The sequence below is a fragment of the Pantoea alfalfae genome (assembly GCF_019880205.1).
In the GTDB taxonomy this organism is placed as follows: Bacteria; Pseudomonadota; Gammaproteobacteria; order Enterobacterales; family Enterobacteriaceae; genus Pantoea; species Pantoea alfalfae.
The window spans coordinates 3,784,610-3,810,955 of sequence record NZ_CP082292.1; the positions used below are offsets into that span (position 1 = coordinate 3,784,610).

The 26,346-nt window shown below is 54.8% G+C and carries 19 protein-coding genes, 5 tRNA genes and 3 rRNA genes; 4 read left to right on the plus strand and 23 right to left on the minus strand.

All coding sequences use genetic code 11. The annotated features are described in order from the left end of the window. Window positions 1–94: 94 nt before the first annotated feature. From K6R05_RS17650 to K6R05_RS17665, 4 genes are all read right to left on the minus strand, one after another. Window positions 95–170, minus strand: a tRNA-Thr gene (locus K6R05_RS17650). 5 nt (window positions 171–175) lie between these two features. After that, window positions 176–250: transfer RNA gene (locus K6R05_RS17655), tRNA-Gly, on the minus strand. 190 nt (window positions 251–440) lie between these two features. Then, window positions 441–525: transfer RNA gene (locus K6R05_RS17660), tRNA-Tyr, on the minus strand. Between the two features lie 8 nt (window positions 526–533). Continuing rightward, window positions 534–609 (minus strand) — tRNA-Thr (locus tag K6R05_RS17665). Window positions 610–1,371: 762 nt separating this feature from the next. Here K6R05_RS17665 and coaA point away from each other — a divergent pair. Further along, entirely contained in the window at window positions 1,372–2,319 is a 948-nt protein-coding gene (coaA, locus tag K6R05_RS17670) for a type I pantothenate kinase (RefSeq protein WP_161736986.1), read from the plus strand. A 42-nt stretch (window positions 2,320–2,361) separates the two neighbouring features. On the opposite strand, the gene birA is transcribed toward coaA, so the two are convergent. The 10 genes from birA to pepQ form a co-directional block, all read right to left on the minus strand. Next, window positions 2,362–3,321: a bifunctional biotin--[acetyl-CoA-carboxylase] ligase/biotin operon repressor BirA gene (gene birA, locus K6R05_RS17675; protein ID WP_161736985.1), complete on the minus strand. Its 960-nt coding sequence runs from the start codon at window positions 3,319–3,321 to the stop codon at window positions 2,362–2,364. Further along, on the minus strand, window positions 3,318–4,355 hold the full coding sequence (murB, locus tag K6R05_RS17680; RefSeq protein WP_161736984.1) for a UDP-N-acetylmuramate dehydrogenase: 1,038 nt from the start codon (window positions 4,353–4,355) through the stop codon (window positions 3,318–3,320). The genes birA and murB overlap by 4 nt, the downstream gene beginning before the upstream one ends. Before the next feature lie 150 nt (window positions 4,356–4,505). Beyond that, window positions 4,506–4,621, minus strand: a 5S ribosomal RNA gene (gene rrf, locus K6R05_RS17685). Between the two features lie 211 nt (window positions 4,622–4,832). Next, a 23S ribosomal RNA gene (locus tag K6R05_RS17690) occupies window positions 4,833–7,740 on the minus strand. A gap of 230 nt (window positions 7,741–7,970) precedes the next feature. Then, window positions 7,971–8,045: transfer RNA gene (locus K6R05_RS17695), tRNA-Glu, on the minus strand. An 89-nt stretch (window positions 8,046–8,134) separates the two neighbouring features. Further along, window positions 8,135–9,676: ribosomal RNA gene (locus tag K6R05_RS17700) — 16S ribosomal RNA — on the minus strand. The 16S, 23S and 5S rRNA genes sit together here with 1 tRNA gene alongside, the layout of an rRNA operon. Window positions 9,677–10,068: 392 nt before the next feature. Beyond that, complete coding sequence (gene hemG, locus K6R05_RS17705; protein WP_222924738.1) at window positions 10,069–10,620, minus strand: menaquinone-dependent protoporphyrinogen IX dehydrogenase; 552 nt, start codon at window positions 10,618–10,620, stop codon at window positions 10,069–10,071. Between the two features lie 17 nt (window positions 10,621–10,637). Then, window positions 10,638–12,089: a Trk system potassium transporter TrkH gene (gene trkH / locus K6R05_RS17710; protein ID WP_161733953.1), complete on the minus strand. Its 1,452-nt coding sequence runs from the start codon at window positions 12,087–12,089 to the stop codon at window positions 10,638–10,640. Between the two features lie 32 nt (window positions 12,090–12,121). After that, window positions 12,122–12,739 carry an IMPACT family protein gene (locus K6R05_RS17715; protein ID WP_161733951.1) on the minus strand — a complete coding sequence of 206 codons (618 nt, stop codon included), beginning with the start codon at window positions 12,737–12,739 and terminating at the stop codon, window positions 12,122–12,124. Further along, a complete protein-coding gene (gene pepQ, locus K6R05_RS17720) occupies window positions 12,739–14,070 on the minus strand; it encodes a Xaa-Pro dipeptidase (RefSeq protein ID WP_161733949.1) in 1,332 nt (443 codons plus the stop codon). The genes K6R05_RS17715 and pepQ overlap by 1 nt, the downstream gene beginning before the upstream one ends. Before the next feature lie 187 nt (window positions 14,071–14,257). On the opposite strand from pepQ, the gene fadB reads away from it, so the two are divergent. Both fadB and fadA read left to right on the plus strand, forming a co-directional pair. Next, window positions 14,258–16,441, plus strand: coding sequence for a fatty acid oxidation complex subunit alpha FadB (fadB, locus tag K6R05_RS17725; protein WP_222924739.1), 2,184 nt, complete (start codon window positions 14,258–14,260; stop codon window positions 16,439–16,441). Window positions 16,442–16,451: 10 nt separating this feature from the next. Beyond that, window positions 16,452–17,615 (plus strand): acetyl-CoA C-acyltransferase FadA, encoded by a 1,164-nt coding sequence (gene fadA, locus K6R05_RS17730; protein ID WP_222924740.1) that lies wholly within the window; start codon window positions 16,452–16,454, stop codon window positions 17,613–17,615. A 70-nt stretch (window positions 17,616–17,685) separates the two neighbouring features. On the opposite strand, the gene fre is transcribed toward fadA, so the two are convergent. The 3 genes from fre to pepE all read right to left on the minus strand — a co-directional run bounded on the left by fre (window position 17,686) and on the right by pepE (window position 20,719). Further along, window positions 17,686–18,387 carry an NAD(P)H-flavin reductase gene (fre, locus tag K6R05_RS17735; RefSeq protein ID WP_008926461.1) on the minus strand — a complete coding sequence of 234 codons (702 nt, stop codon included), beginning with the start codon at window positions 18,385–18,387 and terminating at the stop codon, window positions 17,686–17,688. A 41-nt stretch (window positions 18,388–18,428) separates the two neighbouring features. Further along, entirely contained in the window at window positions 18,429–19,913 is a 1,485-nt protein-coding gene (gene ubiD / locus K6R05_RS17740) for a 4-hydroxy-3-polyprenylbenzoate decarboxylase (protein ID WP_161733943.1), read from the minus strand. 80 nt (window positions 19,914–19,993) lie between these two features. Next, the gene (gene pepE / locus K6R05_RS17745) at window positions 19,994–20,719 is read right to left on the minus strand and encodes a dipeptidase PepE (RefSeq protein WP_222924741.1); all 726 of its coding nucleotides are present in this window, start codon (window positions 20,717–20,719) and stop codon (window positions 19,994–19,996) included. Window positions 20,720–20,925: 206 nt separating this feature from the next. On the opposite strand from pepE, the gene rfaH reads away from it, so the two are divergent. Further along, a complete protein-coding gene (gene rfaH / locus K6R05_RS17750) occupies window positions 20,926–21,414 on the plus strand; it encodes a transcription/translation regulatory transformer protein RfaH (protein WP_033734838.1) in 489 nt (162 codons plus the stop codon). On the opposite strand, the gene tatD is transcribed toward rfaH, so the two are convergent. The 6 genes from tatD to ubiJ form a co-directional block, all read right to left on the minus strand. Further along, window positions 21,411–22,193 carry a 3'-5' ssDNA/RNA exonuclease TatD gene (gene tatD / locus K6R05_RS17755; RefSeq protein WP_222924742.1) on the minus strand — a complete coding sequence of 261 codons (783 nt, stop codon included), beginning with the start codon at window positions 22,191–22,193 and terminating at the stop codon, window positions 21,411–21,413. The two genes, rfaH and tatD, sit on opposite strands and share 4 nt — an antisense overlap. Before the next feature lie 88 nt (window positions 22,194–22,281). Then, the gene (gene tatC / locus K6R05_RS17760) at window positions 22,282–23,040 is read right to left on the minus strand and encodes a Sec-independent protein translocase subunit TatC (RefSeq protein WP_161733937.1); all 759 of its coding nucleotides are present in this window, start codon (window positions 23,038–23,040) and stop codon (window positions 22,282–22,284) included. Further along, window positions 23,040–23,735: a Sec-independent protein translocase protein TatB gene (tatB, locus tag K6R05_RS17765; RefSeq protein WP_222924743.1), complete on the minus strand. Its 696-nt coding sequence runs from the start codon at window positions 23,733–23,735 to the stop codon at window positions 23,040–23,042. Before tatB ends, tatC begins: the two co-directional genes overlap by 1 nt. 3 nt (window positions 23,736–23,738) lie before the next feature. Then, window positions 23,739–23,993 carry a Sec-independent protein translocase subunit TatA gene (gene tatA, locus K6R05_RS17770; protein ID WP_150013208.1) on the minus strand — a complete coding sequence of 85 codons (255 nt, stop codon included), beginning with the start codon at window positions 23,991–23,993 and terminating at the stop codon, window positions 23,739–23,741. A gap of 109 nt (window positions 23,994–24,102) precedes the next feature. Continuing rightward, window positions 24,103–25,740 carry a ubiquinone biosynthesis regulatory protein kinase UbiB gene (gene ubiB, locus K6R05_RS17775; RefSeq protein WP_150013210.1) on the minus strand — a complete coding sequence of 546 codons (1,638 nt, stop codon included), beginning with the start codon at window positions 25,738–25,740 and terminating at the stop codon, window positions 24,103–24,105. Further along, complete coding sequence (gene ubiJ, locus K6R05_RS17780) at window positions 25,737–26,342, minus strand: ubiquinone biosynthesis protein UbiJ (protein WP_222924744.1); 606 nt, start codon at window positions 26,340–26,342, stop codon at window positions 25,737–25,739. Before ubiJ ends, ubiB begins: the two co-directional genes overlap by 4 nt. Between the last annotated feature and the right edge of the window lie 4 nt (window positions 26,343–26,346).

Here is a 26,346-nt window from a genome sequence, read left to right on the forward strand (position 1 = left end):
AGACACGGATATATCAATGATATCATCACATTAACCAGGCAATGCCTGACTGCAAGGAAGTTACAGAGAAAATCAGGAGGGAGATTAAAGGAAGTGGTGCTGATACCCAGAGTCGAACTGGGGACCTCACCCTTACCAAGGGTGCGCTCTACCAACTGAGCCATATCAGCACATCTGGAGCGGGCAGCGGGAATCGAACCCGCATCATCAGCTTGGAAGGCTGAGGTAATAGCCATTATACGATGCCCGCATCCTGGAACTCGGCTACCTGTTCTTTCTGTAGCTTGCAGAAAACAGAGAATGACTCTCTGTTATCTACTGCCTGCCAGCGAAGCTGACCGGCTTTGACTTCGCTAACGCTCAGTCTGAATTCAGGGTGATAAATGACTCACCTGACAGATAAACAGGTTGTCTATCTGTACTCAACCGTGAGGCTGAGATGGTGGTGGGAGAAGGATTCGAACCTTCGAAGTCTGTGACGGCAGATTTACAGTCTGCTCCCTTTGGCCGCTCGGGAATCCCACCTACTTGATTGGTGCCGGCTACCGGAATCGAACTGGTGACCTACTGATTACAAGTCAGTTGCTCTACCAACTGAGCTAAGCCGGCATCAAGTGGTGCGCATTCTAGGAAGGTCGGGCGTCGGATGCAACTAAAAAATCGCATATTTTTTTCTATCGCTTACTATTTGTGCAAATCGTCGCATTTTCGCGATTTTTTGCAGAATATTTGTGCAATCCGGCCCTGTTTTTACCGGCTCAGCCGGTTCTGACCGACGCTTCACTCCGTGCGAAAGCGCTCTTTCGGGCAGATAAATGATCCACGGCCCACGCCTTTATTTTGCCTTTACGCACTGAGTGATGCTTTTTTGAACCACTCTGCATCATTTTTTTGTTCACCGTCGCGCTTCAGCAGAAAATGGAGCCGCTTTGCGACCAAATAGACCGCTTTTTTGGCACCACCGTTACGAACGGTCTCAGAAGGGCAGACGGTTTTGCCGGGGATGTCGTCCGGCATCGGGTTTTGTCTTTCCCCGCCCTTCTGTGTCCTCCTCTCCCGCGTTTACGCCCTCAAGCCAGGCCTTTAGTCGGATAAGGGGATTAACGCCACCCAGTGGCTGTGAGGCGCGGTAAGATAATAAACAACCCCGGATCGGTGAAAACAGCGACTATCGTAACGTTTTGTGGGTATGCCGACGAAAGCGAGATCGCCTCTATCTTTTTACTTCTGTTGAAAGCCATACTGGTGATACCCTCCAGCCCATTGTTCTCACTGATAAACCAGCGATTCGTGACTCACTTCACCCGTACTGTCCTGCTTATCGGCTAACACGCGGTTGATAGTAATGAATTTGCGGTCAGATGCATGCTTATGAATAAAACACCCCCCCTGACAACGCCTTATCTGGAGTTCACTCGTGAGCAGTGGGCTGCATTACGTGATTCTGTGCCGATGACGCTGTCAGAGGAAGAGATCGCGCAGCTCAAGGGCATCAACGAAGATCTTTCGCTGGAGGAAGTCGCAGAAATTTATCTGCCCCTTTCGCGTCTGCTTAATTTCTATATCAGCTCTAACGTTCGTCGGCAGGCGGTACTGGAGCAATTTCTGGGCACAAATAGCCAGAAAATCCCCTATATCATTAGTATTGCGGGGAGCGTCGCGGTCGGTAAGAGTACGACTGCGCGTGTACTGCAGGCGTTGCTCAGCCGCTGGCCTGAACATCGTAAAGTGGAATTGATCACGACGGATGGCTTCCTTCACCCTAATGCCGTGCTGAAAGAGCGTGGCTTAATGAAGAAAAAAGGCTTCCCGCAATCTTATGATATGCACCGGCTGGTCAATTTCGTTTCCGACTTAAAATCCGGAGCCAGTCAGGTGACCGCCCCGGTCTATTCGCACCTGATTTATGATGTCATCCCTGACGGCGATAAAGTGATACAGCAGCCAGATATTCTTATTCTGGAAGGTCTGAACGTATTACAGAGCGGCATGGACTATCCCCATGACCCCCATCACGTCTTTGTTTCGGACTTCGTTGACTTCTCTATCTATGTAGATGCAGAGGAAGACCTTCTGCAAAGCTGGTATATCAATCGATTCCTGAAATTCCGTCAGGGTGCCTTTACCGATCCAGACTCCTACTTCCACCATTACGCCCAGCTCTCAGAGGCAGAAGCGGTTGAGATAGCGGGTAATCTATGGAAAGAGATTAACTGGCTCAATCTGCAGGAAAATATCCTGCCGACGCGTGAAAGGGCCAGCCTGATCATGACCAAAAGTGGCGATCATGCGGTCGACAAGGTTCGCCTGCGTAAATAACCGCGGTCATAAAAAAGCCTGCATCAGTGCAGGCTTTTTTAATCAGACAGGACGCAGTGATATTTCCCCACCCACCCAGGCTTTTATTTCGCCATCCTGCTCCAGTAATAAACCACCCTGGCTGTCGACGCCCCGTGCAATACCATGCACTTCACGTTCGCCGATGAGCAGCTTAACGTGCCGGTTAATAAAATTGTCCAGTGCCGCCCAGCGCGAGATAAAGGCAGTTAATCCCTCCTGCTCAAACAGCGGCAGGGCCTCGCGCAGGCTGTTGATCAGACGGGCTGCCAGCTCATTGCGGTTCACGCTTACTCCGGCCTCCTGCAGATTAATCCAGCCCTGATTAATCTGTGAAGCATCCGCTGTCCGCATCGCCAGGTTGATGCCCGCCCCCATAACGATCTGCGCAGCATCACCGGTTTTGCCGGTCAGTTCGACCAGAATACCTGCCAGTTTCCGATCGTTGAGGTAAATGTCATTGGGCCACTTTACCCGGACATCATCGGCACCGAGTGAACGTAATGTTTCAGCCATAACAATGCCGATGACCAGACTAAGACCCATCGCCGCAGCCGGACCCTGCTCAAGACGCCAGTACATGGACATGTAGAGGTTGGCACCAAAAGGAGAGAACCATTGACGACCACGACGGCCACGACCTGCCTGCTGGTATTCTGCTATGCAGGCGGTGCCAGACGGCATGTCATGCATGCGTTCCAGCAGATACTGATTTGTGGAATCAATCACCGGTATAACCGAGACATGACCCTGCTTCACCTGTGACAGAATTGCCTGCTCATCCAGCAGCTGTATTGGGGCAGAGAGGCTATAGCCTTTCCCTGTCACGGTATAGACGTCAAGACCCCAGCTTTTTAGTGTCTGGATGTGCTTATTGATGGCGGCACGACTCATGCCCAGTGTGTCGCCCAGCTGCTCGCCAGAATGAAACTCACCATCAGATAAAATATCGACCAGTTTGAGCGGGACACTGTGGTCTTTCATACGATCACCCCGACAGCATTGCATTCACCTTGCGCCTGAATAAAGCGGACTTCGGGCTCAAGCCAGACATCAAATTTTTCACCTACCCGGGCGCGCACAGTTTTTGCCAGCGCAACGATATCCTCAGGTGTGGCATGGTCAGCGTTAATCAGTACCAGAGCCTGTTGCTGGTGAACGGCGGCACCGCCGATGCGATACCCCTTCAGCTGACACTGATCGATAAGCCACCCTGCGGCCAGCTTGGTTTCACCATCTGGCATCAGATAGTGTGGCATCGCAGGGAAATGGGTCAGCAGAGAGCTACGCTGCGCCTCGGTGACGACCGGGTTTTTAAAGAAGCTGCCGACATTACCGGTGACTTTCGGATCCGGTAATTTGCTCTGCCGCATCTGGCATACCGCGTGATAGACATCCCAGGCATTGGCTGTCACCGGGTTAAGCGTTTTCAGGTCGCCATAGGTTAATACGGGCTGCCATTGCTTAGGCAATATTATCCCGACCGCGACGATGACATAGCCTGACTGGTAGCGATGTTTAAAAATGCTGTCACGATAGCCAAATTCACAGGCTTCACGATTGAGACGTTCTGTCTCACCACTGTGCAGGTTAAGTACATCCACATATTCGCAGACATCTTTTAATTCCACACCATAGGCGCCAATGTTCTGAATCGGTGCCGAGCCGGTCATCCCAGGGATCAAGGCCAGGTTTTCCAGGCCGGTAATCCCTTTTTCCAGCGTACTCTTAACCAGCTGATGCCAGTTCTCACCTGCCCCGACATGCAACTTCCAGCACTCAAATTCATCCTGAATTTTGATGCCTTTGATGCGATTCAGCACTACGGTACCGGCAAAATCCTCCAGGAAGAGGACATTACTGCCTTCACCGAGCACAAGGAAAGGTGTTTGATTACGCTGGCTATCCTGCCATGCGGCCAGAATGGCGGCTGGCGTCTCTGCGACGATGCGTTTTTGTGTGTGTACTTCAAGCCCAAGCGTATTGTCGGCTTTTAAGGAAGGATGCTGGCTGGACATTTGACGGCCTTTACTGAGTTATCTGGCCGTAGTTTACCGTATCAGAGAGGGGTTCTCAGGCTGTTTTCGGAGATTATGGTGCGGTTTTTCACGATCTGCAGACGTAAAAAAGCCCCGCACTCGCGTGCGGGGCTTCTTCACTTATATAATGCCTGGCAGTTCCCTACTCTCGCATGGGGAGGCCCCACACTACCATCGGCGCTACGGCGTTTCACTTCTGAGTTCGGCATGGGGTCAGGTGGGACCACCGCGCTAAAGCCGCCAGGCAAATTCTTTGTGCTCTGTCCTGTGTCTTTTGTGCTGATGCTGCGTTGGCCGCCCTCGCGCTACTCCGTCACATACTTCAGTATGCTCCTTCGTATCGGTCGGTTGCCGCCTTGCCTCAGCGCAAAATCCTTCGGACTTCAGTCCGCAGGACACAACTGTATCCGGTTAACAAGCTGAAAATCTGTCTCTCAAAAACGCCTCTGGCGTTGTAAGGTTAAGCCTCACGGGTCATTAGTACCGGTTAGCTCAACGCATCGCTGCGCTTACACACCCGGCCTATCAACGTCGTAGTCTTCAACGTCCCTTCAGGACCCTCAAGGGGTCAGGGAGAACTCATCTCGGGGCAAGTTTCGTGCTTAGATGCTTTCAGCACTTATCTTTTCCGCACTTAGCTACCGGGCAGTGCCATTGGCATGACAACCCGAACACCAGTGGTGCGTTCACTCCGGTCCTCTCGTACTAGGAGCAACCCCCCTCAATTCTCCAGCGCCCACGGCAGATAGGGACCGAACTGTCTCACGACGTTCTAAACCCAGCTCGCGTACCACTTTAAACGGCGAACAGCCGTACCCTTGGGACCTACTTCAGCCCCAGGATGTGATGAGCCGACATCGAGGTGCCAAACACCGCCGTCGATATGAACTCTTGGGCGGTATCAGCCTGTTATCCCCGGAGTACCTTTTATCCGTTGAGCGATGGCCCTTCCATTCAGAACCACCGGATCACTATGACCTGCTTTCGCACCTGCTCGAGCCGTCACTCTCGCAGTCAAGCCAGCTTATGCCATTGCACTAACCTCACGATGTCCGACCGTGATTAGCTGACCTTCGTGCTCCTCCGTTACTCTTTAGGAGGAGACCGCCCCAGTCAAACTACCCACCAGACACTGTCCGCAGCCCGGATAACGGGCCTACGTTAGAACATCAAACATTAAAGGGTGGTATTTCAAGGTTGGCTCCACGCAGACTGGCGTCCGCGCTTCAAAGCCTCCCACCTATCCTACACATCAAGGCTCAATGTTCAGTGTCAAGCTGTAGTAAAGGTTCACGGGGTCTTTCCGTCTTGCCGCGGGTACACTGCATCTTCACAGCGAGTTCAATTTCACTGAGTCTCGGGTGGAGACAGCCTGGCCATCATTACGCCATTCGTGCAGGTCGGAACTTACCCGACAAGGAATTTCGCTACCTTAGGACCGTTATAGTTACGGCCGCCGTTTACCGGGGCTTCGATCAAGAGCTTCTCCTTGCGGATAACCCCATCAATTAACCTTCCGGCACCGGGCAGGCGTCACACCGTATACGTCCACTTTCGTGTTTGCACAGTGCTGTGTTTTTAATAAACAGTTGCAGCCAGCTGGTATCTTCGACTGGCTTCGGCTCGGGGAGTAAATCCCTCCACCTACGCGCCAGCGTGCCTTCTCCCGAAGTTACGGCACCATTTTGCCTAGTTCCTTCACCCGAGTTCTCTCAAGCGCCTTGGTATTCTCTACCTGACCACCTGTGTCGGTTTGGGGTACGATTCTGTGTTACCTGATGCTTAGAGGCTTTTCCTGGAAGCTGGGCATTTATCACTTCAGCACCGTAGTGCCTCGTCGTCACGCCTCAGCGTTAATAAGGGACCGGATTTACCTGGACCCTCCGCCTACACGCTTAAACCGGGACAACCGTCGCCCGGCTGATATAGCCTTCTCCGTCCCCCCTTCGCAGTAACACCGAGTACAGGAATATTAACCTGTTTCCCATCGACTACGCCTTTCGGCCTCGCCTTAGGGGTCGACTCACCCTGCTCCGATTAACGTTGAACAGGAACCCTTGGTCTTCCGGCGAGCGGGCTTTTCACCCGCTTTATCGTTACTTATGTCAGCATTCGCACTTCTGATACCTCCAGCATGCCTCACAGCACACCTTCGACGGCTTACAGAACGCTCCCCTACCCAACAACACATAGTGTCGCTGCCGCAGCTTCGGTGCATGGTTTAGCCCCGTTACATCTTCCGCGCAGGCCGACTCGACCAGTGAGCTATTACGCTTTCTTTAAATGATGGCTGCTTCTAAGCCAACATCCTGGCTGTCTGTGCCTTCCCACATCGTTTCCCACTTAACCATGACTTTGGGACCTTAGCTGGCGGTCTGGGTTGTTTCCCTCTTCACGACGGACGTTAGCACCCGCCGTGTGTCTCCCGTGATAACATTCTCCGGTATTCGCAGTTTGCATCGGGTTGGTAAGCCGGGATGGCCCCCTAGCCGAAACAGTGCTCTACCCCCGGAGATGAGTTCACGAGGCGCTACCTAAATAGCTTTCGGGGAGAACCAGCTATCTCCCGGTTTGATTGGCCTTTCACCCCCAGCCACAGGTCATCCGCTAATTTTTCAACATTAGTCGGTTCGGTCCTCCAGTTAGTGTTACCCAACCTTCAACCTGCCCATGGCTAGATCACCGGGTTTCGGGTCTATACCCTGCAACTTAACGCCCAGTTAAGACTCGGTTTCCCTGCGGCTCCCCTATACGGTTAACCTTGCTACAGAATATAAGTCGCTGACCCATTATACAAAAGGTACGCAGTCACCCCCGTAAAGAGGGCTCCCACTGCTTGTACGTACACGGTTTCAGGTTCTGTTTCACTCCCCTCGCCGGGGTTCTTTTCGCCTTTCCCTCACGGTACTGGTTCACTATCGGTCAGTCAGGAGTATTTAGCCTTGGAGGATGGTCCCCCCATATTCAGACAGGATACCACGTGTCCCGCCTTACTCATCGAGCTCACAGCGCGTGTGCTTTTGTGTACGGGAGTATCACCCTGTACCCTGCGACTTTCCAGACGCTTCCACTAACACACATGCTGATTCAGGCTCTGGGCTGCTCCCCGTTCGCTCGCCGCTACTGGGGGAATCTCGGTTGATTTCTTTTCCTCGGGGTACTTAGATGTTTCAGTTCCCCCGGTTCGCCTTGCAGCACTATGTATTCATGCTGCAATGATGCACAGAGTGCACCGGGTTTCCCCATTCGGACATCGACGGCTGTAGCGGTTCATATCACCTTACCGTCGCTTTACGCAGATTAGCACGTCCTTCATCGCCTCTGACTGCCTGGGCATCCACCGTGTACGCTTAGTCGCTTAACCTCACAACCCACAGGCGTTTTGCAACGCTGCAGACTGCAAGCATTTGAGAGACTCGAACGTGCCGCGTTTTTCATTCTTGTTACGGAGAATGAAAGCGACACGTCGTTTCAATTTTCAGCTTGTTCCGGATTGTTAAAGAGCAAATATCTCAAACGCGACCCGGCTGCTTACGCAGCCAGAACGGCTTTGAGATACTGTATGGAGACATCTTTCACCTGTCACCAAGCAGGTGGCGTCCCCTAGGGGATTCGAACCCCTGTTGCCGCCGTGAAAGGGCGGAGTCCTAACCGCTAGACGAAGGGGACACGATAGTGTCACGACTTCGCAGCCGTCCTGCTCATTACTTTTTTATCAGACAATCTGTGTGGACACTGCGCCGGAAGGTATCTTCAGGTAAGGAGGTGATCCAACCGCAGGTTCCCCTACGGTTACCTTGTTACGACTTCACCCCAGTCATGAATCACAAAGTGGTAAGCGCCCTCCCGAAGGTTAAGCTACCTACTTCTTTTGCAACCCACTCCCATGGTGTGACGGGCGGTGTGTACAAGGCCCGGGAACGTATTCACCGTGGCATTCTGATCCACGATTACTAGCGATTCCGACTTCACGGAGTCGAGTTGCAGACTCCGATCCGGACTACGACGCACTTTGTGAGGTCCGCTTGCTCTCGCGAGGTCGCTTCTCTTTGTATGCGCCATTGTAGCACGTGTGTAGCCCTACTCGTAAGGGCCATGATGACTTGACGTCATCCCCACCTTCCTCCGGTTTATCACCGGCAGTCTCCTTTGAGTTCCCGACCGAATCGCTGGCAACAAAGGATAAGGGTTGCGCTCGTTGCGGGACTTAACCCAACATTTCACAACACGAGCTGACGACAGCCATGCAGCACCTGTCTCACGGTTCCCGAAGGCACTGAGGCATCTCTGCCAGATTCCGTGGATGTCAAGAGTAGGTAAGGTTCTTCGCGTTGCATCGAATTAAACCACATGCTCCACCGCTTGTGCGGGCCCCCGTCAATTCATTTGAGTTTTAACCTTGCGGCCGTACTCCCCAGGCGGTCGACTTAACGCGTTAGCTCCGGAAGCCACTCCTCAAGGGAACAACCTCCAAGTCGACATCGTTTACGGCGTGGACTACCAGGGTATCTAATCCTGTTTGCTCCCCACGCTTTCGCACCTGAGCGTCAGTCTTTGTCCAGGGGGCCGCCTTCGCCACCGGTATTCCTCCAGATCTCTACGCATTTCACCGCTACACCTGGAATTCTACCCCCCTCTACAAGACTCAAGCCTGCCAGTTTCAAATGCAGTTCCCAGGTTAAGCCCGGGGATTTCACATCTGACTTAACAGACCGCCTGCGTGCGCTTTACGCCCAGTAATTCCGATTAACGCTTGCACCCTCCGTATTACCGCGGCTGCTGGCACGGAGTTAGCCGGTGCTTCTTCTGCGGGTAACGTCAATCGGCGCGGTTATTAACCGCACCGCCTTCCTCCCCGCTGAAAGTACTTTACAACCCGAAGGCCTTCTTCATACACGCGGCATGGCTGCATCAGGCTTGCGCCCATTGTGCAATATTCCCCACTGCTGCCTCCCGTAGGAGTCTGGACCGTGTCTCAGTTCCAGTGTGGCTGGTCATCCTCTCAGACCAGCTAGGGATCGTCGCCTAGGTGGGCCATTACCCCGCCTACTAGCTAATCCCATCTGGGTTCATCCGATAGTGAGAGGCCCGAAGGTCCCCCTCTTTGGTCTTGCGACGTTATGCGGTATTAGCCACCGTTTCCAGTGGTTATCCCCCTCTATCGGGCAGATCCCCAGACATTACTCACCCGTCCGCCACTCGTCACCCAAGGAGCAAGCTCCTCTGTGCTACCGTCCGACTTGCATGTGTTAGGCCTGCCGCCAGCGTTCAATCTGAGCCATGATCAAACTCTTCAATTTAAGTTTGATTTGCTGCAACAAGTGCAGCGATGCTCATCTGTAAAACGTCATAATGAATTTCATTATGTGTTCACTCGTGAGGCTTTGATATTTTTGTGCGTCCAAAGACGCTGATATCAATCCTGCGAGTGCCCACACAGATTGTCTGATAAATTGTTAAAGAGCAGTGCGAACAGTGCGTTAGCGTCCTGTCGCGAGGTGGCGTATATTACGCTTTCCTCCTGCAGAGTCAACCTCTATTTCAGAAGTTTTTCTCCGGCGGCGCAGTCTCCTGTGCCTCTCAACCCGCTTCCCGTTGCCGGTGTTCCGTGTCGATGGAGGCGCATTATAGGGAGTTCGCGCGGGCTGACAAGTGTTTATTGCGAAAAGATTATCGTTCGCAGTAATTTTCATCAAATCGCGCTATTTCGCAACGATTTGCCTGGTAACTGTGCAAAATCATTGGCAAAAGTGCGTACCTGCTGCCAGTCCGTGTATTCCACTTCTTTCGTTGAATCTGTCTCACCACCGGTCATACGCATAATCAGCTGAATCATGACGCGATCGAACCAGCGATAGCGGGGATAATAAAGTGCGCCTGCGAACACGGCACAGCAATCGGGCTGCCACGGAGAGTTAGCCAGGAACTTCTGCGTATAGGCGTTGGTTTCAGGCAAACGCTTTTCAGGTTTACGCGCCGTCAGGTTCACCGAAAAGAAACCGCTGGTACGCTGCTGCAACGCCTGAAGGTGAAGCTTTACGAACTTATCGACGACTGGCTGGAAATGGCCGTAGCGGATCGAGGCACCAATCAGCACGCGATCATACTGTGCCCAGTCAGGCAGAGTGGCATCCTGGATGTCCAGTACATCACATGGCTGCTGCTGACGGATCACCTCAGCAATAGAAGAGGCAATCTTCTTTGTTTGTCCGTCGCGAGTGGAATAGAGAATCAGCGCTTTCATGTCAGCATCCTTATTAATTATTCACGCCAGAAAGTAGGCGTGAACAGCACCAGCAAGGTAAATACCTCGAGACGCCCGAACAACATGGTAGAAATAAGAATCCATTTTGCCACGTCATTCATTGAAGTGAAGTTATCAGCCACTACCCCCAGGCCCGGCCCGAGGTTGTTGAGCGTCGCGGCAACGGCAGCAAAAGCCGAGAAGTCATCGACGCCGGTGGCGATGATCGCCAGCATGCTGACCAGGAACACCAGTGCATAAGCCGAGAAGAATCCCCAGACGGCTTCAAGGATACGTTCCGGTAGCGCCCGATTGCCCAGCTTGATGGTATAGACCGCATTGGGATGAACCAGACGTTTAAGCTCACGGTTACCCTGCTTGCACAACAGCAGGATGCGAATCACCTTCAGGCCACCGCCGGTTGAACCGGCACAGCCGCCAATAAAGGCGGAGCACAACAGCAGTACCGGCAGGAACAATGGCCAGCGTGCGATGCTGTCGGTCGTGAATCCCGCCGTTGTCGCCATGGAAACGACCTGGAAGAAGGCCTGATTCAGCGTCTGCCAGCCACTTTCATAGACATTGTGGAACCAGAGAACCAGTGTGCAGATCAATACCAGCGTCAGCTGAACGCCAATAAACATGCGGAATTCCGGGTCGCGCCAGTACACGCGTAAATTACGTCCGCTTAACATGGCAAAGTGCAGGCCATAGTTACAGCCTGAGATCAGCAGAAACACTGCCACGATGGTATTGATAGTGCCACTATGGAAATAGCCGATGCTGGCGTCATGGGTAGAGAAGCCGCCAATGGCGATGGTTGAGAAGCTGTGACCGATAGCATCAAACGCGGGCATGCCCGCCAGCCACAGCGCCAGTGCACAGGCCACCGTCAGCAAGACGTAGATCAGCCAGAGTGTTTTGGCCGTCTCGGCGATACGTGGCCGCATCTTGTTATCTTTTAGCGGACCCGGCATCTCAGCGCGATAGAGCTGCATACCCCCGACGCCGAGAATCGGCAGTATCGCCACCGCTAACACGATGATCCCCATACCGCCCAGCCACTGCAGCATCTGCCGATAGAAGAGGATCGCCTTGGGCAGCGAGTCCAGTCCCACTAGTGTGGTGGCACCGGTCGTTGTCAGGCCAGAGAAAGATTCAAAAAACGCATCCGTTACCGAAAGATGCGGCTGCTCGGCAAAGATAAAGGGCATCGCCCCTACGCTGCCCAGCACCGTCCAGAACAGGACGACAATCAGAAACCCTTCCCGCGGTTTGAGTTCGGTTTTCTTTTTGCGATTCGGCCACCACAGCAGCGAGCCGATCACCAGCGCCATCATAAAGGTCTGGCTAAATGCCCGCCCCGCGCCATCGCGATAAATCAATGCGACCAGGCCGGGCAAAATCATCGTCACTGAAAAGAGGATCACCAGCAGACCGACTATGCGGGTAATGGCGCGAAAGTGCATTCAGCCGTTCCTTTAAATAATAGAGATGAATATCAGGGTGTGAGCGGGATCAGCGATAACGCGCCCCGACTAAAGTCTGACAGATTTTGTTTGAATCCGTCGATCTGTCCGTAAGGGACAGCCAGCGTCAATGCAATGCGATCCTGAAACTGACTGTCGGTCACCTTACCGTCGAAACGCTGAACCAGCCGTTCTATGTCGCTGAGCTGTGAATAGTCACACTGCAGTGTGAACAGCTTCATCGGCACTTTGCGCTGCCGTGGCAGCAGCTTAAGCCCCTGCTGGACCCCACCGCCATAGGCTTTCACTAAGCCGCCAGTTCCCAGCATGATGCCGCCATAATAACGCACCACCACGGCGGTAATCTCGCCAATATCTGCGCCCATCAGCTGCGCCAGCATCGGTTTGCCGGCCGTGCCCGAAGGTTCACCATCATCAGAGAAGCCAAGCTGCTGAGAATCATTCGGCGCACCCGCGACCCACGCCCAGCAGTGATGCCGGGCAGTGGGATGCTCGCTTTTAACCTGCTGGACAAACGCGCGCGCCGCTTCTGCACCCTCGGTGTGCGCCAGTAGTGTAATGAAGCGGCTCTTTTTGATCGTCTCCTCACTGCTGCTCAGGGGCACAGCGGGAATATCAAAGGCCTCCATCAGGCCAGATGCAGATCGCGGGTCATGTTCTCAACGCGATGCGCATGGATCACCACGTTGTCTTCGATACGAATCCCGCCATAAGGCCGAAGCGCATCAATGGCCTGCCAGTTAAAGTACTGACTAAAACGGCCTGCACGCAACGGCGCCAGTAATGAGTCAATAATATAGAAGCCCGGCTCGATGGTTAAGACCATGCCCGGTTGCAGCACGCGGGTGCAGCGAAGATAAGGATATTGCGCAGGCGCGGCCAGATGCGTGCCCTGATCATCCTGCATAAAGCCAGCCACGTCATGCACCTGCAGACCCAGCGGATGCCCCAGGCCATGAGGCATAAACGGACCGGTCAGATCTTCAGCCACCAGCGCTTCTTCGCTGATCCCCTGCACCAGCTCAAACTTCAGCAACATCTTCGCAATACGCTGGTGCATCTGAAGATGATAATCGGTGTAGCGCACGCCCGCTTTCAGCGTAGCGATCAGCGCCAGCTCTTCCGCGTTCATTGCCTCAATCATTCTGGCATAGAGCGAACCACTCTGCGCCGCATAGCTGCGGGTCAAATCGGCGGCATAGCCAAGATACTCAGCACCGGCATCAATCAAAAAGCTGTGGCGTTTCGCCGGTGGCTGATGATCCAGCCGGGTATAGTGCAACACGGCAGCGTGTTCATTCAGCGCGATGATATTGCCGTAAGGCACATCGGTGTCGCGATGACCGGTTGCGGTCAGATACGCCTGATTGATATCGAACTCGCTTAAGCCCGCTGCGAACGCCTCTTTCGCTGCGCGATGGCCAGCCACTGCCAGCTTCTGTGCCTGACGCAGACAGGCGAGTTCATAATCGGTTTTGATGCTGCGATGGAAATGCAGAAAGTCGATCACCGCTTTGGGATTGATATTGCCAGAGGCGATACCGAGCTGAGCCGCGCGCGCGTTGACCGGGCCGATATAAGCGACGTTATCGCGCTGTGCGGGCAGCAGTTGCGCAATCTCATCAGCATTTTTCAGGCCAATGACCTCAACATCCGCGGTCCAGAAACTATCCGGCAGCGGTTCGACGTTATGCCAGTAATCCACCGGAGAGTAGAACCACAGTTTCGGTTTGTTCACCCCGTCAATCCACAGCCAGCAGTTAGGCACCTGCGTCACCGGCACCCAGGCCTTGAACTGTGGATTCACCTTGAACGGATAGGTGTGATCATCCAGAAACACCGTCAATAACTCACCGGAATGGATCAGCATCGCATCCAGTTTGTTGCGTGCCAGCACCTGCTGCGCCCGTTGTTGCAACGTGGCGATATGCGCGTGATACAAGGTCTTCAGTGAATCCATTGACGTCTCTCCAGTGTCGCGAAATGGCCGCAAGTTTAGCATACCCCTTGCGCAGATGCCGATGTCAGCACTGCTGTGATCTTGTTAGCAAATAAGCAAAGAGCCGTTTGCAATTAATTAACATCGCTCCCACACTCACGATCATCTGGTATGACCAGATCACCTTTCGCGGTTTCAGGAGACGCACATGCTCTACCAAGGCGCTAACCTTACTCTTCACTGGCTGGACGATGGCATCGCCGAGCTGGTTTTTGACGCTACAGGCTCGGTCAATAAGCTCGATACGCAAACGGTCGCCAGTCTGGGCGAGGCGATTGCGGTACTGGAACAGCAGCCAGAACTGCGCGGCCTGCTGCTGAGCTCCGCTAAACCTGCTTTTATTGTGGGCGCGGATATCACCGAGTTTCTTTCTCTGTTTGATGCACCCACCGAAAAGCTGAGTCAGTGGTTGAGCTACGCCAACAGCATCTTCAACCGTTTGGAAGATTTGCCGGTGCCGACTCTGGCCGCCATTGACGGCTATGCGCTGGGCGGTGGATGTGAATGCGTACTGGCAACCGATCTGCGTATTGCCACTGCGGACGCCCGTATTGGCCTGCCGGAAACAAAACTTGGCATCATGCCCGGCTTTGGGGGCAGCGTGCGACTACCGCGCCTGCTGGGCGCCGACAGTGCGCTGGAAATTATTGCGGCGGGTAAAGATGTTGATGGCAACGCCGCCCTGAAACTCGGCCTGGTCGATGCGGTGGTGTCGCGCGAGAAACTGCGCGAGGCGGGGATCGCGATGCTCAAAGCCGCCGCTACTGATGGCAGCTGGCGGGCGCGCCGGGCACCGAAACTGGCACCGCTGAAACTCAGTCCGATTGAAGCGGCGATGAGCTTCACGATTGCGAAAGCGATGGTGCTGCAGACCGCAGGTAAACACTATCCCGCTCCGCTAATGGCCGTAAAAACAATTGAAGCGGCGGCCAGCCTGGGTCGTGATGATGCGCTGAAACTTGAAACGGCGGCGTTTGTGCCCCTGGCGCAGTCTGATGAAGCCCGCGCACTGGTCGGCATCTTTCTCAACGACCAGTACGTTAAAAGCCTGGCGAAAAAACGCGGCAGCGAAAGCGGCGCACCGGCTCAGGCAGCGGTACTGGGCGCGGGCATCATGGGTGGCGGCATCAGCTATCAGTCGGCCTGGAAAGGTGTGCCGGTAAGAATGAAAGACATTAATCCGCAGGCGTTAACGCTGGGGATGAATGAAGCCAGCAAGCTGCTCAATAAGCTACTGGAGCGCGGCAAAATCGACGGCAGTAAACTCGCCAGTGTGATCGCCACTATTCAGCCCACCCTGGATTACGCCGGTTTTGACCAGGCCGATGTGGTGGTGGAAGCCGTGGTCGAGAACCCGCTGACCAAGGCCAAAGTGCTGGCGGAAACCGAACAGCATCTGCGTCAGGATGCGATTCTCGCCTCCAATACCTCAACCATTCCTATCAGCCAGCTGGCGCAGGCGCTGCAGCGCCCGGAAAACTTCTGTGGCATGCACTTCTTCAATCCGGTGCCGCGTATGCCGCTGGTTGAAGTGGTTCGTGGCGAGAAAACCAGTGAAGCGACACTGAGTAAAGTGGTGGCATGGGCCAGCAAAATGGGCAAAACGCCTATCGTGGTGAATGACTGCCCCGGCTTCTTTGTGAACCGGGTACTGTTCCCCTACTTCTCTGCTTTCAGCCTGCTGCTGCGCGACGGCGCTGATTTCCGTCAGATTGATAAAGTGATGGAAAAACAGTTCGGCTGGCCGATGGGGCCGTCATGGCTGCTGGATGTGGTGGGCATCGATACCGCGCACCACGCACAAAGCGTGATGGCCGATGGTTTCCCGGATCGTATGAAGCATGACTATCGCGATGCGATAGACCTGCTGTTTGATGCCGGTCGTTTTGGTCAGAAAAATGGCAAAGGCTTCTGGCGCTGGGAAGAGGATAAAAAGGGCAAGCTGAAGAAAGTGCCGGATGCTGAAGTGGATACGCTGCTACAACAGGTCTGTCAGCCCGCGCGGGCCTTCAGTGATGAAGAGATCCTGAACCGTATGATGCTGCCGATGCTGAATGAAGTCGTGCGCTGCCTGGAAGAGAAGATTATCGCCTCGCCAGCAGAAGCGGATATGGCGCTGGTCTATGGTCTCGGCTTCCCGCCGTTCCGTGGCGGCGCTTTCCGCTACCTTGATACCCTGGGCAACAGCAATGTGGTCGATCAGGCCCGGCGCTACAGCGCACTTGGTGGCCTGTATGCCCTGCCTGCGCTGTTGGTGCAGAAAGCCCATCAGCATGAAAGCTGGTATCCCGCCGCCAAACCGATTGATGAAGCCGCGCTGAAAAGCGCCTGAGGGCAAGAAGATGGAAAATGTGGTGATTGTTGATGCGGTGCGCACGCCAATGGGACGTTCAAAAGGCGGCGCCTTTCGGAACGTGCGCGCTGAAGATCTCTCTGCGCACCTGATGCGCGAAATTCTGAGCCGTAACCCGGCGGTGAACCCGACATCCCTCGACGACATTGTCTGGGGCTGCGTACAGCAGACGCTGGAACAGGGATTTAATATCGCGCGTAACGCCGCGCTGCTGGCCGAAATCCCGCACTCTGTGCCGGCCACCACCGTTAACCGGCTGTGTGGTTCGTCAATGCAGGCGCTGCACGATGCGGCCCGCGCCATTATGGTCGGCGATGCGCAGTGCTGCCTGATTGGCGGTGTGGAGCATATGGGACACGTGCCGATGAATCACGGCGTGGACTTTCATCCTGGCCTGGGCCGCACCGTCGCTAAAGCTGCGGGTATGATGGGCTTAACCGCCGAGATGCTGGCGCGTATGCATCATATCAGCCGTGAGCAGCAGGATGCGTTCGCCCTGCGTTCGCACCAGCGCGCATGGCAGGCCACACAGCGCGGGGACTTCGCAACGGAGATTGTCGCCACCTGGGGTCACGACAGCGACGGCATTCTTAAGCGCTATGATTTCGATGAGGTGATCCGCGAGGAGACCAGCGCCGAAGGTCTGGCGGCGCTCAAACCCGCCTTCGATCCTGTGAATGGCACCGTCACAGCGGGTACGTCGTCGGCCCTGTCAGATGGCGCGGCCGCCATGCTGATTATGAGTGAATCACGCGCCCGTGAACTGGGGCTGACGCCACGCGCACGTATCCGCAGCATGGCAGTGGTCGGCTGTGATCCGTCGATCATGGGCTATGGACCGGTACCGGCCAGCAAACTGGCATTAAAACGGGCGGGACTGAGCGTCAGTGATATCGATGTGTTTGAGCTGAACGAAGCCTTTGCCGCACAGACCCTGCCCTGCATCAAGGACTTAGGTTTGCTGGAGCAGATGGATGAGAAGGTTAATCTGAATGGCGGCGCGATTGCGTTGGGCCATCCGCTGGGCTGTTCCGGCGCACGCATCAGCACCACATTACTGAACATCATGGAACGCCGCGATGCCCGTTTTGGCCTTGCCACCATGTGCATCGGACTGGGCCAGGGGATCGCAACCGTATTCGAGCGTCTGTAATACGTTGAGTCTTACTTTGTCAGATTTACCCGCCGTTGATCGGCGGGTTTTTTCTGTCTGCTACCAGCTATCAGATAAAGGCAAACGCATCGCCATACATCTGTGATTCCACTGCACCACGCTCGGCACAGAAACGATCGCGGGCAATCTTCGCCATCTCAAAACGTCCGGCGATATAAATCTCATGCTCGCTCAGCGTGCTGAAGTCCTGCATCACTGCGGTCAGTACCGTACCAGAACGACCCTGCCAGCCCGCTTCGGGCTGCTCGACCACCGGGATCACCTTCAGGTTCGGATGCTTGACGGCCAGCGCATCCAGCTCATCCATATCGTACAGGTGCTTAAGCTCACGTCCGCCCCAGTAAATGGCGATGTCGCGCTCTGGCTGTTCCGCCAGCGCGGTGAGCAGAATGGAACGGGCATAGGAGAAACCGGTACCGCCTGCAATCAGGATCAGCGGTTTAGTGCTCTCTTCGCGCAGCCAGGCATCGCCGTGCGGCATATCAACGGTGATCTGGCGATCGTTACGGATGCGATCCATAACGGCCATGGCATAGAGGTTCAGATCGGACGCGCCGATATGCAGCTCGATGATATCTTTTTCCATCGGCGTTGAGGCCAGTGAGAACGGACGCTTGTCGCGCTCATCCATCACTACCATCAGATACTGTCCCGCGCGAAAACTGAATTCCGCTTCAGGGATCAGGCGAACGCGATAGACCGTGTCGGTAATCGCCTCAACTGAAGTTACTTTACAGCTTAACGTTGTCATGCGTTCCCTCTGTCGGGTCGTCTTTATGGTTGTGCTCGCCATCAACGCTGTGGCGGCTGATCAAAAATACCTAGCTCATCCCAGATAGCATCAATGCGCGCGGTGACCGCCGGATCTTTAACGATGGGGGTACCCCATTCGCGCTGCGTTTCACCTGGCCACTTATTGGTCGCATCCATCCCCATTTTCGACCCCAGCCCGGAAACGGGCGAAGCGAAATCGAGATAATCGATCGGGGTATTTTCCACTAATACCGTATCACGGGCCGGATCCATACGCGTGGTAATGGCCCAGATCACGTCGTTCCAGTCACGCGCATTAACATCATCGTCACACACAATAACAAATTTGGTGTACATGAACTGCCGTAAAAACGACCACACGCCAAACATGACACGTTTGGCGTGCCCGGCGTACTGCTTTTTAATCGTTACGACCGCCAGCCGGTATGAGCAACCTTCCGGTGGCAGATAGAAGTCCACGATCTCCGGAAACTGCTTCACCAGGATTGGCACCAGCACTTCATTCAACGCCACACCCAACACCGCAGGCTCATCCGGCGGACGGCCGGTGTAGGTGGAGTGATAGATAGGCTTATGACGCTGCGTAATATGTGTCACGGTAAACACCGGGAAGCTATCTACTTCATTGTAGTAGCCGGTGTGATCGCCGTAAGGTCCTTCTGGTGCCATATCGCCCGCTTCGATATACCCTTCCAGCACGATTTCAGCACTGGCCGGCACTTCGAGATCGTTCGACAGGCACTTCACCACTTCGGTTTTATTGCCGCGCAGCAACCCGGCAAACGCATATTCTGACAGCGTGTCAGGCACCGGCGTGACGGCACCGAGAATAGTGGCGGGATCGGCACCCAGCGCCACCGAGACCGGAAAACGCTCACCCGGGTGCGCTTTCTTCCACTCCAGATAATCGAGCGCGCCACCACGGTGCGATAGCCAGCGCATAATCAGACGGTTTTTGCCGATCACCTGCTGTCGATAAATGCCCAGATTCTGCCGCTCTTTATGCGGGCCGCGCGTCACGGTCAGTCCCCAGGTAATCAGCGGTGCCGCATCGCCAGGCCAGCACTTCATCACCGGAATGCGGGTCAGATCGACTTCATCGCCGCTGAACACCTCTTCCTGACAGGGTGCATTGCGCAGACGTTTGGTCGGCATGTTCAGGACCTGCTTAAACTGCGGCATCTTATCGAACAGATCGCGGAAGCCTTTTGGCGGCTCCGGCTCTTTCAGGAAGGCCAGCAGTTTACCCACTTCGCGCAGTGCGCTGACCTCCTCCTGGCCCATGCCCATGGCCACGCGCTTTGGTGTGCCGAACAGATTGCACAGCACCGGCATGTCGTACCCTTTCGGGTTTTCAAACAGCAGAGCGGGACCACCGGCACGCAGGGTGCGGTCGGCAATTTCGGTCATTTCCAGTTCAGGATCGATCGACTGGGTAATGCGCTTTAGCTCACCGCGCTGTTCGAGCAGCGCGAGAAAGTCTCTTAAATCGTGATATTTCATGCGGCTTTAGCTTTCCGGCCAGAGTGAGTCGGCCATTATAGGTCTGATTACATGGATATGCTGAGGTTTATATGGCGGCCTCATACGCACTGAAAGGGAACCAGCGGTTGTAACGCACGGGCATCGTGATACCCCTGAATCGGCTCGCCGTGGCGAAACAGTTTAAAATCTTCGTTACGCACGCTGTGATAACGCAGCTGGTTGTCATGCAGGTGCAGAAAACTGCCTTCACGCAGTGCAATGACCGACTCGGCAGGGTTAACTGCACAGAACTCCGCCAGGCGTTCATCGCGGGTTTCGCCCATATGGCCGCTGACGCTGGCATCCAGATAGTGGGGATTGATCTGCACCGGAAAGAGACCCAGGGCAGGCAACACCACGCTGCTGCGCACCGGCATATCGTTAGTGGTACGGATTGAGGGCGTTGCCACGTTGCAGCCTGCGCTCCAGCCGACATAGGGTACCTGCCGCTCCCGCACCGCGCGCTGAATCACTCCGATCAGACCCTGTTCATGCAGCATCTGATTCAGAAACCAGGTGTTGCCACCGCTGACCAAAATCAGATCTGCCTGGGCAATCGCGTCAGCTGGCGAAGCGAATGCCTGAACTCGCTCCACCTGAATTCCAAGAGAAGCACTGAGCTCGGCAGCACGCTGCTGCTGGTCGCCACGAATAATTGCGTAGGGGATCAGTACCGCCGATCGGATAGCGCGTCGGGCGATCATGGCGTGCAGCTGTGGCTGCGCATAGCCCAGCAGCGCCGCATCATCCGCCAGCTTGCCATTGCTCAACAGAAAGAGTTCCATCAGAGGATCCTTATGCAGATGTGATGGTCATCGAGTCTGATACAGAGCAATAGCAGACGTCAATTACCCATCAATGCTTTTACTGCTATCCGGCATGTTAAGAAAAGTCTCAGTTTATTTTCGCTGCGGGGCGCTTTACCCTGCCCCTGCGCTATAACTCTGGCAGCAGGTTTGCTATTCTTAGCGTCCATTCAATGGGAGCAGTTATGGAATCCTGGTACTTACTCTATTGCAAACGTGGTCAGCTATTGCGCGCGAAGGAGCATCTGGAGCGGCAGGAAGTGCATTGCCTCAGTCCAATGATCGCTCTGGAAAAGATCGTGCGCGGCAAACGCACCACGGTGAGTGAGCCACTGTTTCCAAATTATCTGTTTATCGAATTCGATCCGGAAGCGATTCACACCACGACGATTAGCAGCACACGCGGTGTCAGTCACTTTGTACGCTTCGGCACCACCCCCGCAACCGTGCCGTCAGCGGTGATCGAAGCGCTGGAAACCGACGTTCCGCAAATCCTGCTTGACCCTGAGACACCGCAAAGCGGCGATGAAGTTGTCATCACCGAAGGGACGTTTGAAGGGCTGCGCGCCATTTTTGCCGAGCCGGATGGTGAAACGCGCTCGATTCTGTTACTCAATCTGCTGAACAAGCAGGTAATGCGCAGCGTCGACAATAAGCAGTTCCGTAAGATTTAAGCCAGTCTGAATAACGCCCGCGCATTCTGATCGATGCGGGTCGCCAGCTCTTCGGTATTCTCGCCGCGCCATGTCGCCACCTGATGCACAATATGCGGTAAAAAGCAGGGTTCGTTCCGGCGTGAGGTCGGACGCGGGCGCATGTCGCGCGGCAGCAGATAAGGCGCATCGGTTTCCAGCAGCAGGCGGTCAGCCGGGATCAGTGGCAGCAGCTCGCGCAGTTCCAGACCACGACGTTCATCGCAAACCCAGCCCGTAATCCCCACCGATAATCCCATTGCCAGACAGGCTTCCAGCTCGTTACGCGTGCCGGTAAAGCAGTGGATGACTGCACCCGGCAGTTTTGGCAACCAGGGTTCAAGTACCGCCGTGAAACGCGCATGGGCTTCACGGCAGTGCAAAAACACCGGCATATTGAGTTCTGCCGCCAGCGCCAGCTGCGCGTCAAACGCATACTCCTGCTGCCCATGAGCCGACAGGTTGCGGTTGAAATCAAGCCCGCACTCACCGATAGCCACCACTTCCGGTTTTTCAGCCAGGCGACGCAGGGTGCTGGCGATTTCCGAGGACCATTCGCTGGCATGGTGAGGGTGAACGCCTGCAGTAGACCAGCAGAAGCCGGGTTGAGCTTCAGCCAGTCGCTGAGCCTGCTGGCTCTCCAGCGCGTTAGTGCCGGTAATAAGCATGCCGGTGACGCCCGCATCACGCGCGCGTTTAACCACCTTTTGCCGGTCGGAGGCGAATTGCGTGCTGGTCAGGTTTACACCGATATCAAACATAATATTTCCCACTGTTTATAAACAAAAACCGCCCATCAGGGCGGTTTGGAGTGAACGCTTCCCGTCAGTGCGGGTAAGGCTGTCAGCATCAGGCGTCAGTGTTCTCTTCCTCATCCTGTAAGCGTCGGCCTTTACCCACGTAGTACCGGGAAAAGAATACGCCGACTTCAAACAGGCAGTACATCGGAATAGCGAGCAAAGTTTGGGAAAAAACATCCGGCGGTGTGAGCAACATCCCGACCACGAAGGCGCCCACCAGAATATAGGGGCGTTTCTTCTTCAACTCTTCCGGACTGGTGATCCCGGTCCAGCACAGCAACACAATCGCTACCGGCACTTCAAACGCCACGCCAAATGCCATAAACAGCGTCATGACAAAATCGAGGTACTTAGAGATATCCGTTGCGACGGTGACGCCAATCGGTGCGGTCTTGGTGAAAAAACCAAATGCCAGCGGGAAGACCACGAAATAGGCAAAGGCTACGCCGAAGTAGAACAGGAAGGTGCTGGAAAAGAGCAGCGGCATTACCAGCCTGCGCTCATGCCGGTAGAGCGCAGGGGCGACAAAGGCCCAGACCTGATAAAGGATCACCGGCACCGCGAGAAACACCGATACAATAATGGTCAGCTTAATCGGGGTGAAAAACGGTGAGGCCACATCGGTCGCGATCATGCTGGACCCGACCGGCATCTGACTGATCAGCGGTGCGGCGACCAGCTGGTAGATGTCGTTGGCGAAGTAAACCAGCATCAGGAAGATCGCCAGTACGGCGATGATGCAATTCAGCAGGCGCTTACGCAGCTCAATCAGATGGCTGATGAGCGGTTGGGTATCTTCAACGGCCATTATCGTTCATCACTTGCAGAAGAGGAGGGTACGGAATGACGCGCAGCATCAGTCGGTCTGGCGGCATCACCTGCGGGTGCCTGTGCCGGTGCACTCGCCGCGGTGGCGGGCGCGGCAGAGGATTGCACAGCCGGAGCTGATGAAACTGCTGACAAAACCTGTGCCGGAGACGTGGCGACTGCAGCAGGTGCAGCGGAAGGTTGCACCGCCGGGCCTGATGCTGATGACGGACTCTGTGCCGCGGCACTGGCCTGATGCGCTGCTGATGCAGGCGTCACCGAAGACTCAGCGACAGCAGGCTCAGATGCCGGCACTGCAGCAGAAGCCGCATGAGGCGCGGGCCTGTGCTGAGCCGAATGGATGGTGTTCGCCTCGTCTTCTTCTTTTTCAATGTCGATGCTCTGGCTGACCGAGCGCTTCATTGAATCCGCCGTTTTACGCAGCTCTTCCATCGACTCTTTCAGCTCAGGGGAGAGCGTGCCGCGGCCCGCTTCTTCCACCTTTTTCAGGCTCTCCTGCAATTCCTGCAGCTTGAGCTCCTGCGCCAGTTCATGTTGTACATTGGCTGCCAGCGAGCGAATCGCCCTGATCCAGCCGACCACGGTTTTCACCGCGACCGGTAAACGTTGCGGGCCGAGAACAATCAGCCCGATAACGAACACCAATACCAGTTCACTAAAACCAATATCGAACACGGTTTACACCTGCTTGTCGTTCTTGGCGTCTTCTTTGTTAGCCGAAGTTTGCTGTTTGTCCGCCAGTGTTTTGGCCGCGAAGTCAGCGTCCTGCTCTTTCGGTTGATCCTTTTTGTCATCCTCATCACTCATGGCTTTTTTGAAGCCACGAATCGAAGAACCTAAATCTGAACCCAGATTACGTAATTTGTTGGTACCGAACAGAAGAACAACAATCACGGCAATGATTAACAATTGCCAGATACTGATACCGCCCATGAGATAGCCTCTAATATTCTGTGAAAACGATAAGGTAATGCAGGACAGAGTGCCCTTTTTAACCGGGCTTTAGCCAGCGACATTACCTTTTTTTAAACAGACGTGACAATCAGTTTGTCTTACGCCAGCCGATTAACCAGGAGACGATTCCCGCTGCCATCAGTACCGCCGGGAAGAAGTCCCAGTCCGGTCGGGTGAGCAGCACCGCCGTTCCACTTAACAGCAACGTTGCACCGACACCAAACAGGTATCGCGCCTGATGGTGACGGACGCGTTGCGCATTCATGTCGCCCACTAACTTATCGACGCTGTGCCGTAAGAGTTTGTGCTGGCGCATGCTGTCGTAAAAGAGTTCTGGCAACTCAGGTAACTTTTCAGCCCAGAATGGCGCTTTCTCTTTGACCGCACGAATAATAGCGGGCAAACCGACCTGATCCTTAATCCACTCTTCCAGGAACGGCTTAGCTGTCTTCCACAGGTCGAGCTGCGGATAGAGCTGACGACCAATACCTTCCACATAGAGCAGAGTTTTTTGCAGTAATACCAGTTGCGGCTGCACTTCCATATTAAAGCGACGTGCGGTGTTAAACAGGTTCAGCAGCACATGGCCGAAGGAGATCTCAGCCAGCGGTTTTTCAAAAATCGGTTCACAAACCGTACGGATCGCAAACTCGAAATCTTCAACATTGGTATCGGGCGGCACCCAGCCTGAGTCAACGTGCAACTCTGCGACCTTACGGTAGTCACGGTTGAAGAAAGCGATGAAGTTTTCCGCCAGATAACGCTTATCTTCTTTGTTCAGCGACCCCACGATACCGCAGTCGATACCGATATATTGCGGGTCTTCAGGATGCTCATAGCTGACAAAAATGTTGCCCGGATGCATATCCGCATGGAAGAAGCTGTCGCGGAAGACCTGGGTGAAGAAGACCTGCACACCACGCTCTGCCAGCAGCTTCATGTTCACGCCATGACGCTCCAGTGTGGCAACGTCTGAAATCGGAATGCCGTAGATGCGCTCCATCACCATCATGGTTTCGCTACAGTAATCTGAATAGACTTCCGGCACATAGAGCATGCGGCTATCTTCAAAGTTCCGGCGCAGCTGAATAGCGTTAGCGGCTTCGCGTAACAGATTCAGTTCATCAAGCAGGGTTTTCTCATAATCGCGCACCACCTCGACCGGACGCAGACGACGGCCATCCGGCAGCAGACGCGGAACCCAGCGTGCCAGCCGATAGATCAGCTTCATGTCCGCTCGGATCACCGGCAAAATATCGGGGCGAATCACCTTGATGACCACTTTCTTACCGGTCGATTTCAGCGTGGCGGTGTGTACCTGCGCAATGGATGCCGATGCCAGTGGCTTGATATCAAAATCATCAAACCAGGTTTCAATCGGCGCGCCCATTGAGGCTTCAATCTGCGCTTTGGCTTTGACGCCATCGAACGGCGCAACGCGGTCCTGCAGGATCGCCAGTTGATCGGCGATCAGCGGCGGGAAAAGATCACGACGCGTCGACAGCATCTGGCCAAACTTGATCCAGACCGGCCCAAGTTGCTCCATCGCCATGCGCATACGTGCACCGATCAGTTCCTGCTGATGCAGATTCGGGATCCAGAAAACCGAACGACGCCACAGGCGAAACAGGAAAGTGAGGCGTGTCTGAGGAATCAGTTCATCAAGGCCATAGGTCAGAAAGACCTTCATGATCAGATATAAACGGCGGATCTCTCCAAAACTCATTTTGCCTCCAGCTGCGCCAGACGCGCATCAAGCGCCTCAAGCGAACGTTCCATCGCGTCGACCTCCTCAGAAAACCAGGCTAACTCCAGCGAGCCAGGCGCAACACGCCACTCTTCGGTAGTGGCCTGTCCGAGATAATCCTGGCGACGCTGCACTTCACCTTTGAAAAAGCGAAATGCCTGTTGTGAGCGCTGACTGATACCCTGAGCGGCGATATCACCGACCCAGGGAGCCAGATATTCTGCCGGATCCAGCTCAGCCAGATCCATTAGCGCAGAGAACTGCTGCACCACCTGCAGGTCACCTTCAACCTGCAGCTCACCGCTGCGGATGAGCGGCGTCAGCTGCTGGCGATCGCGCAGCTTTGGCAGCGTTTTCAGCGAAGTAATCACCGTGCAGTCACTGTGATCCTGCCAGTCCGCGAGTACGTCCAGTCGCTGCTCACTGAAAACCAGCACCAGCGGATGCGAAAACTCACTCAGGCGCAGCGTCAGCACTTTGCCATTCAGGCGTTGCCGCGCCGCTTTCAGGCCACGATCGCGATAGAGAATACGGTTCAGCGCCGTTTCCAGTCCTGCGGTAATCAAGGGCGTCAGGTTCATTACC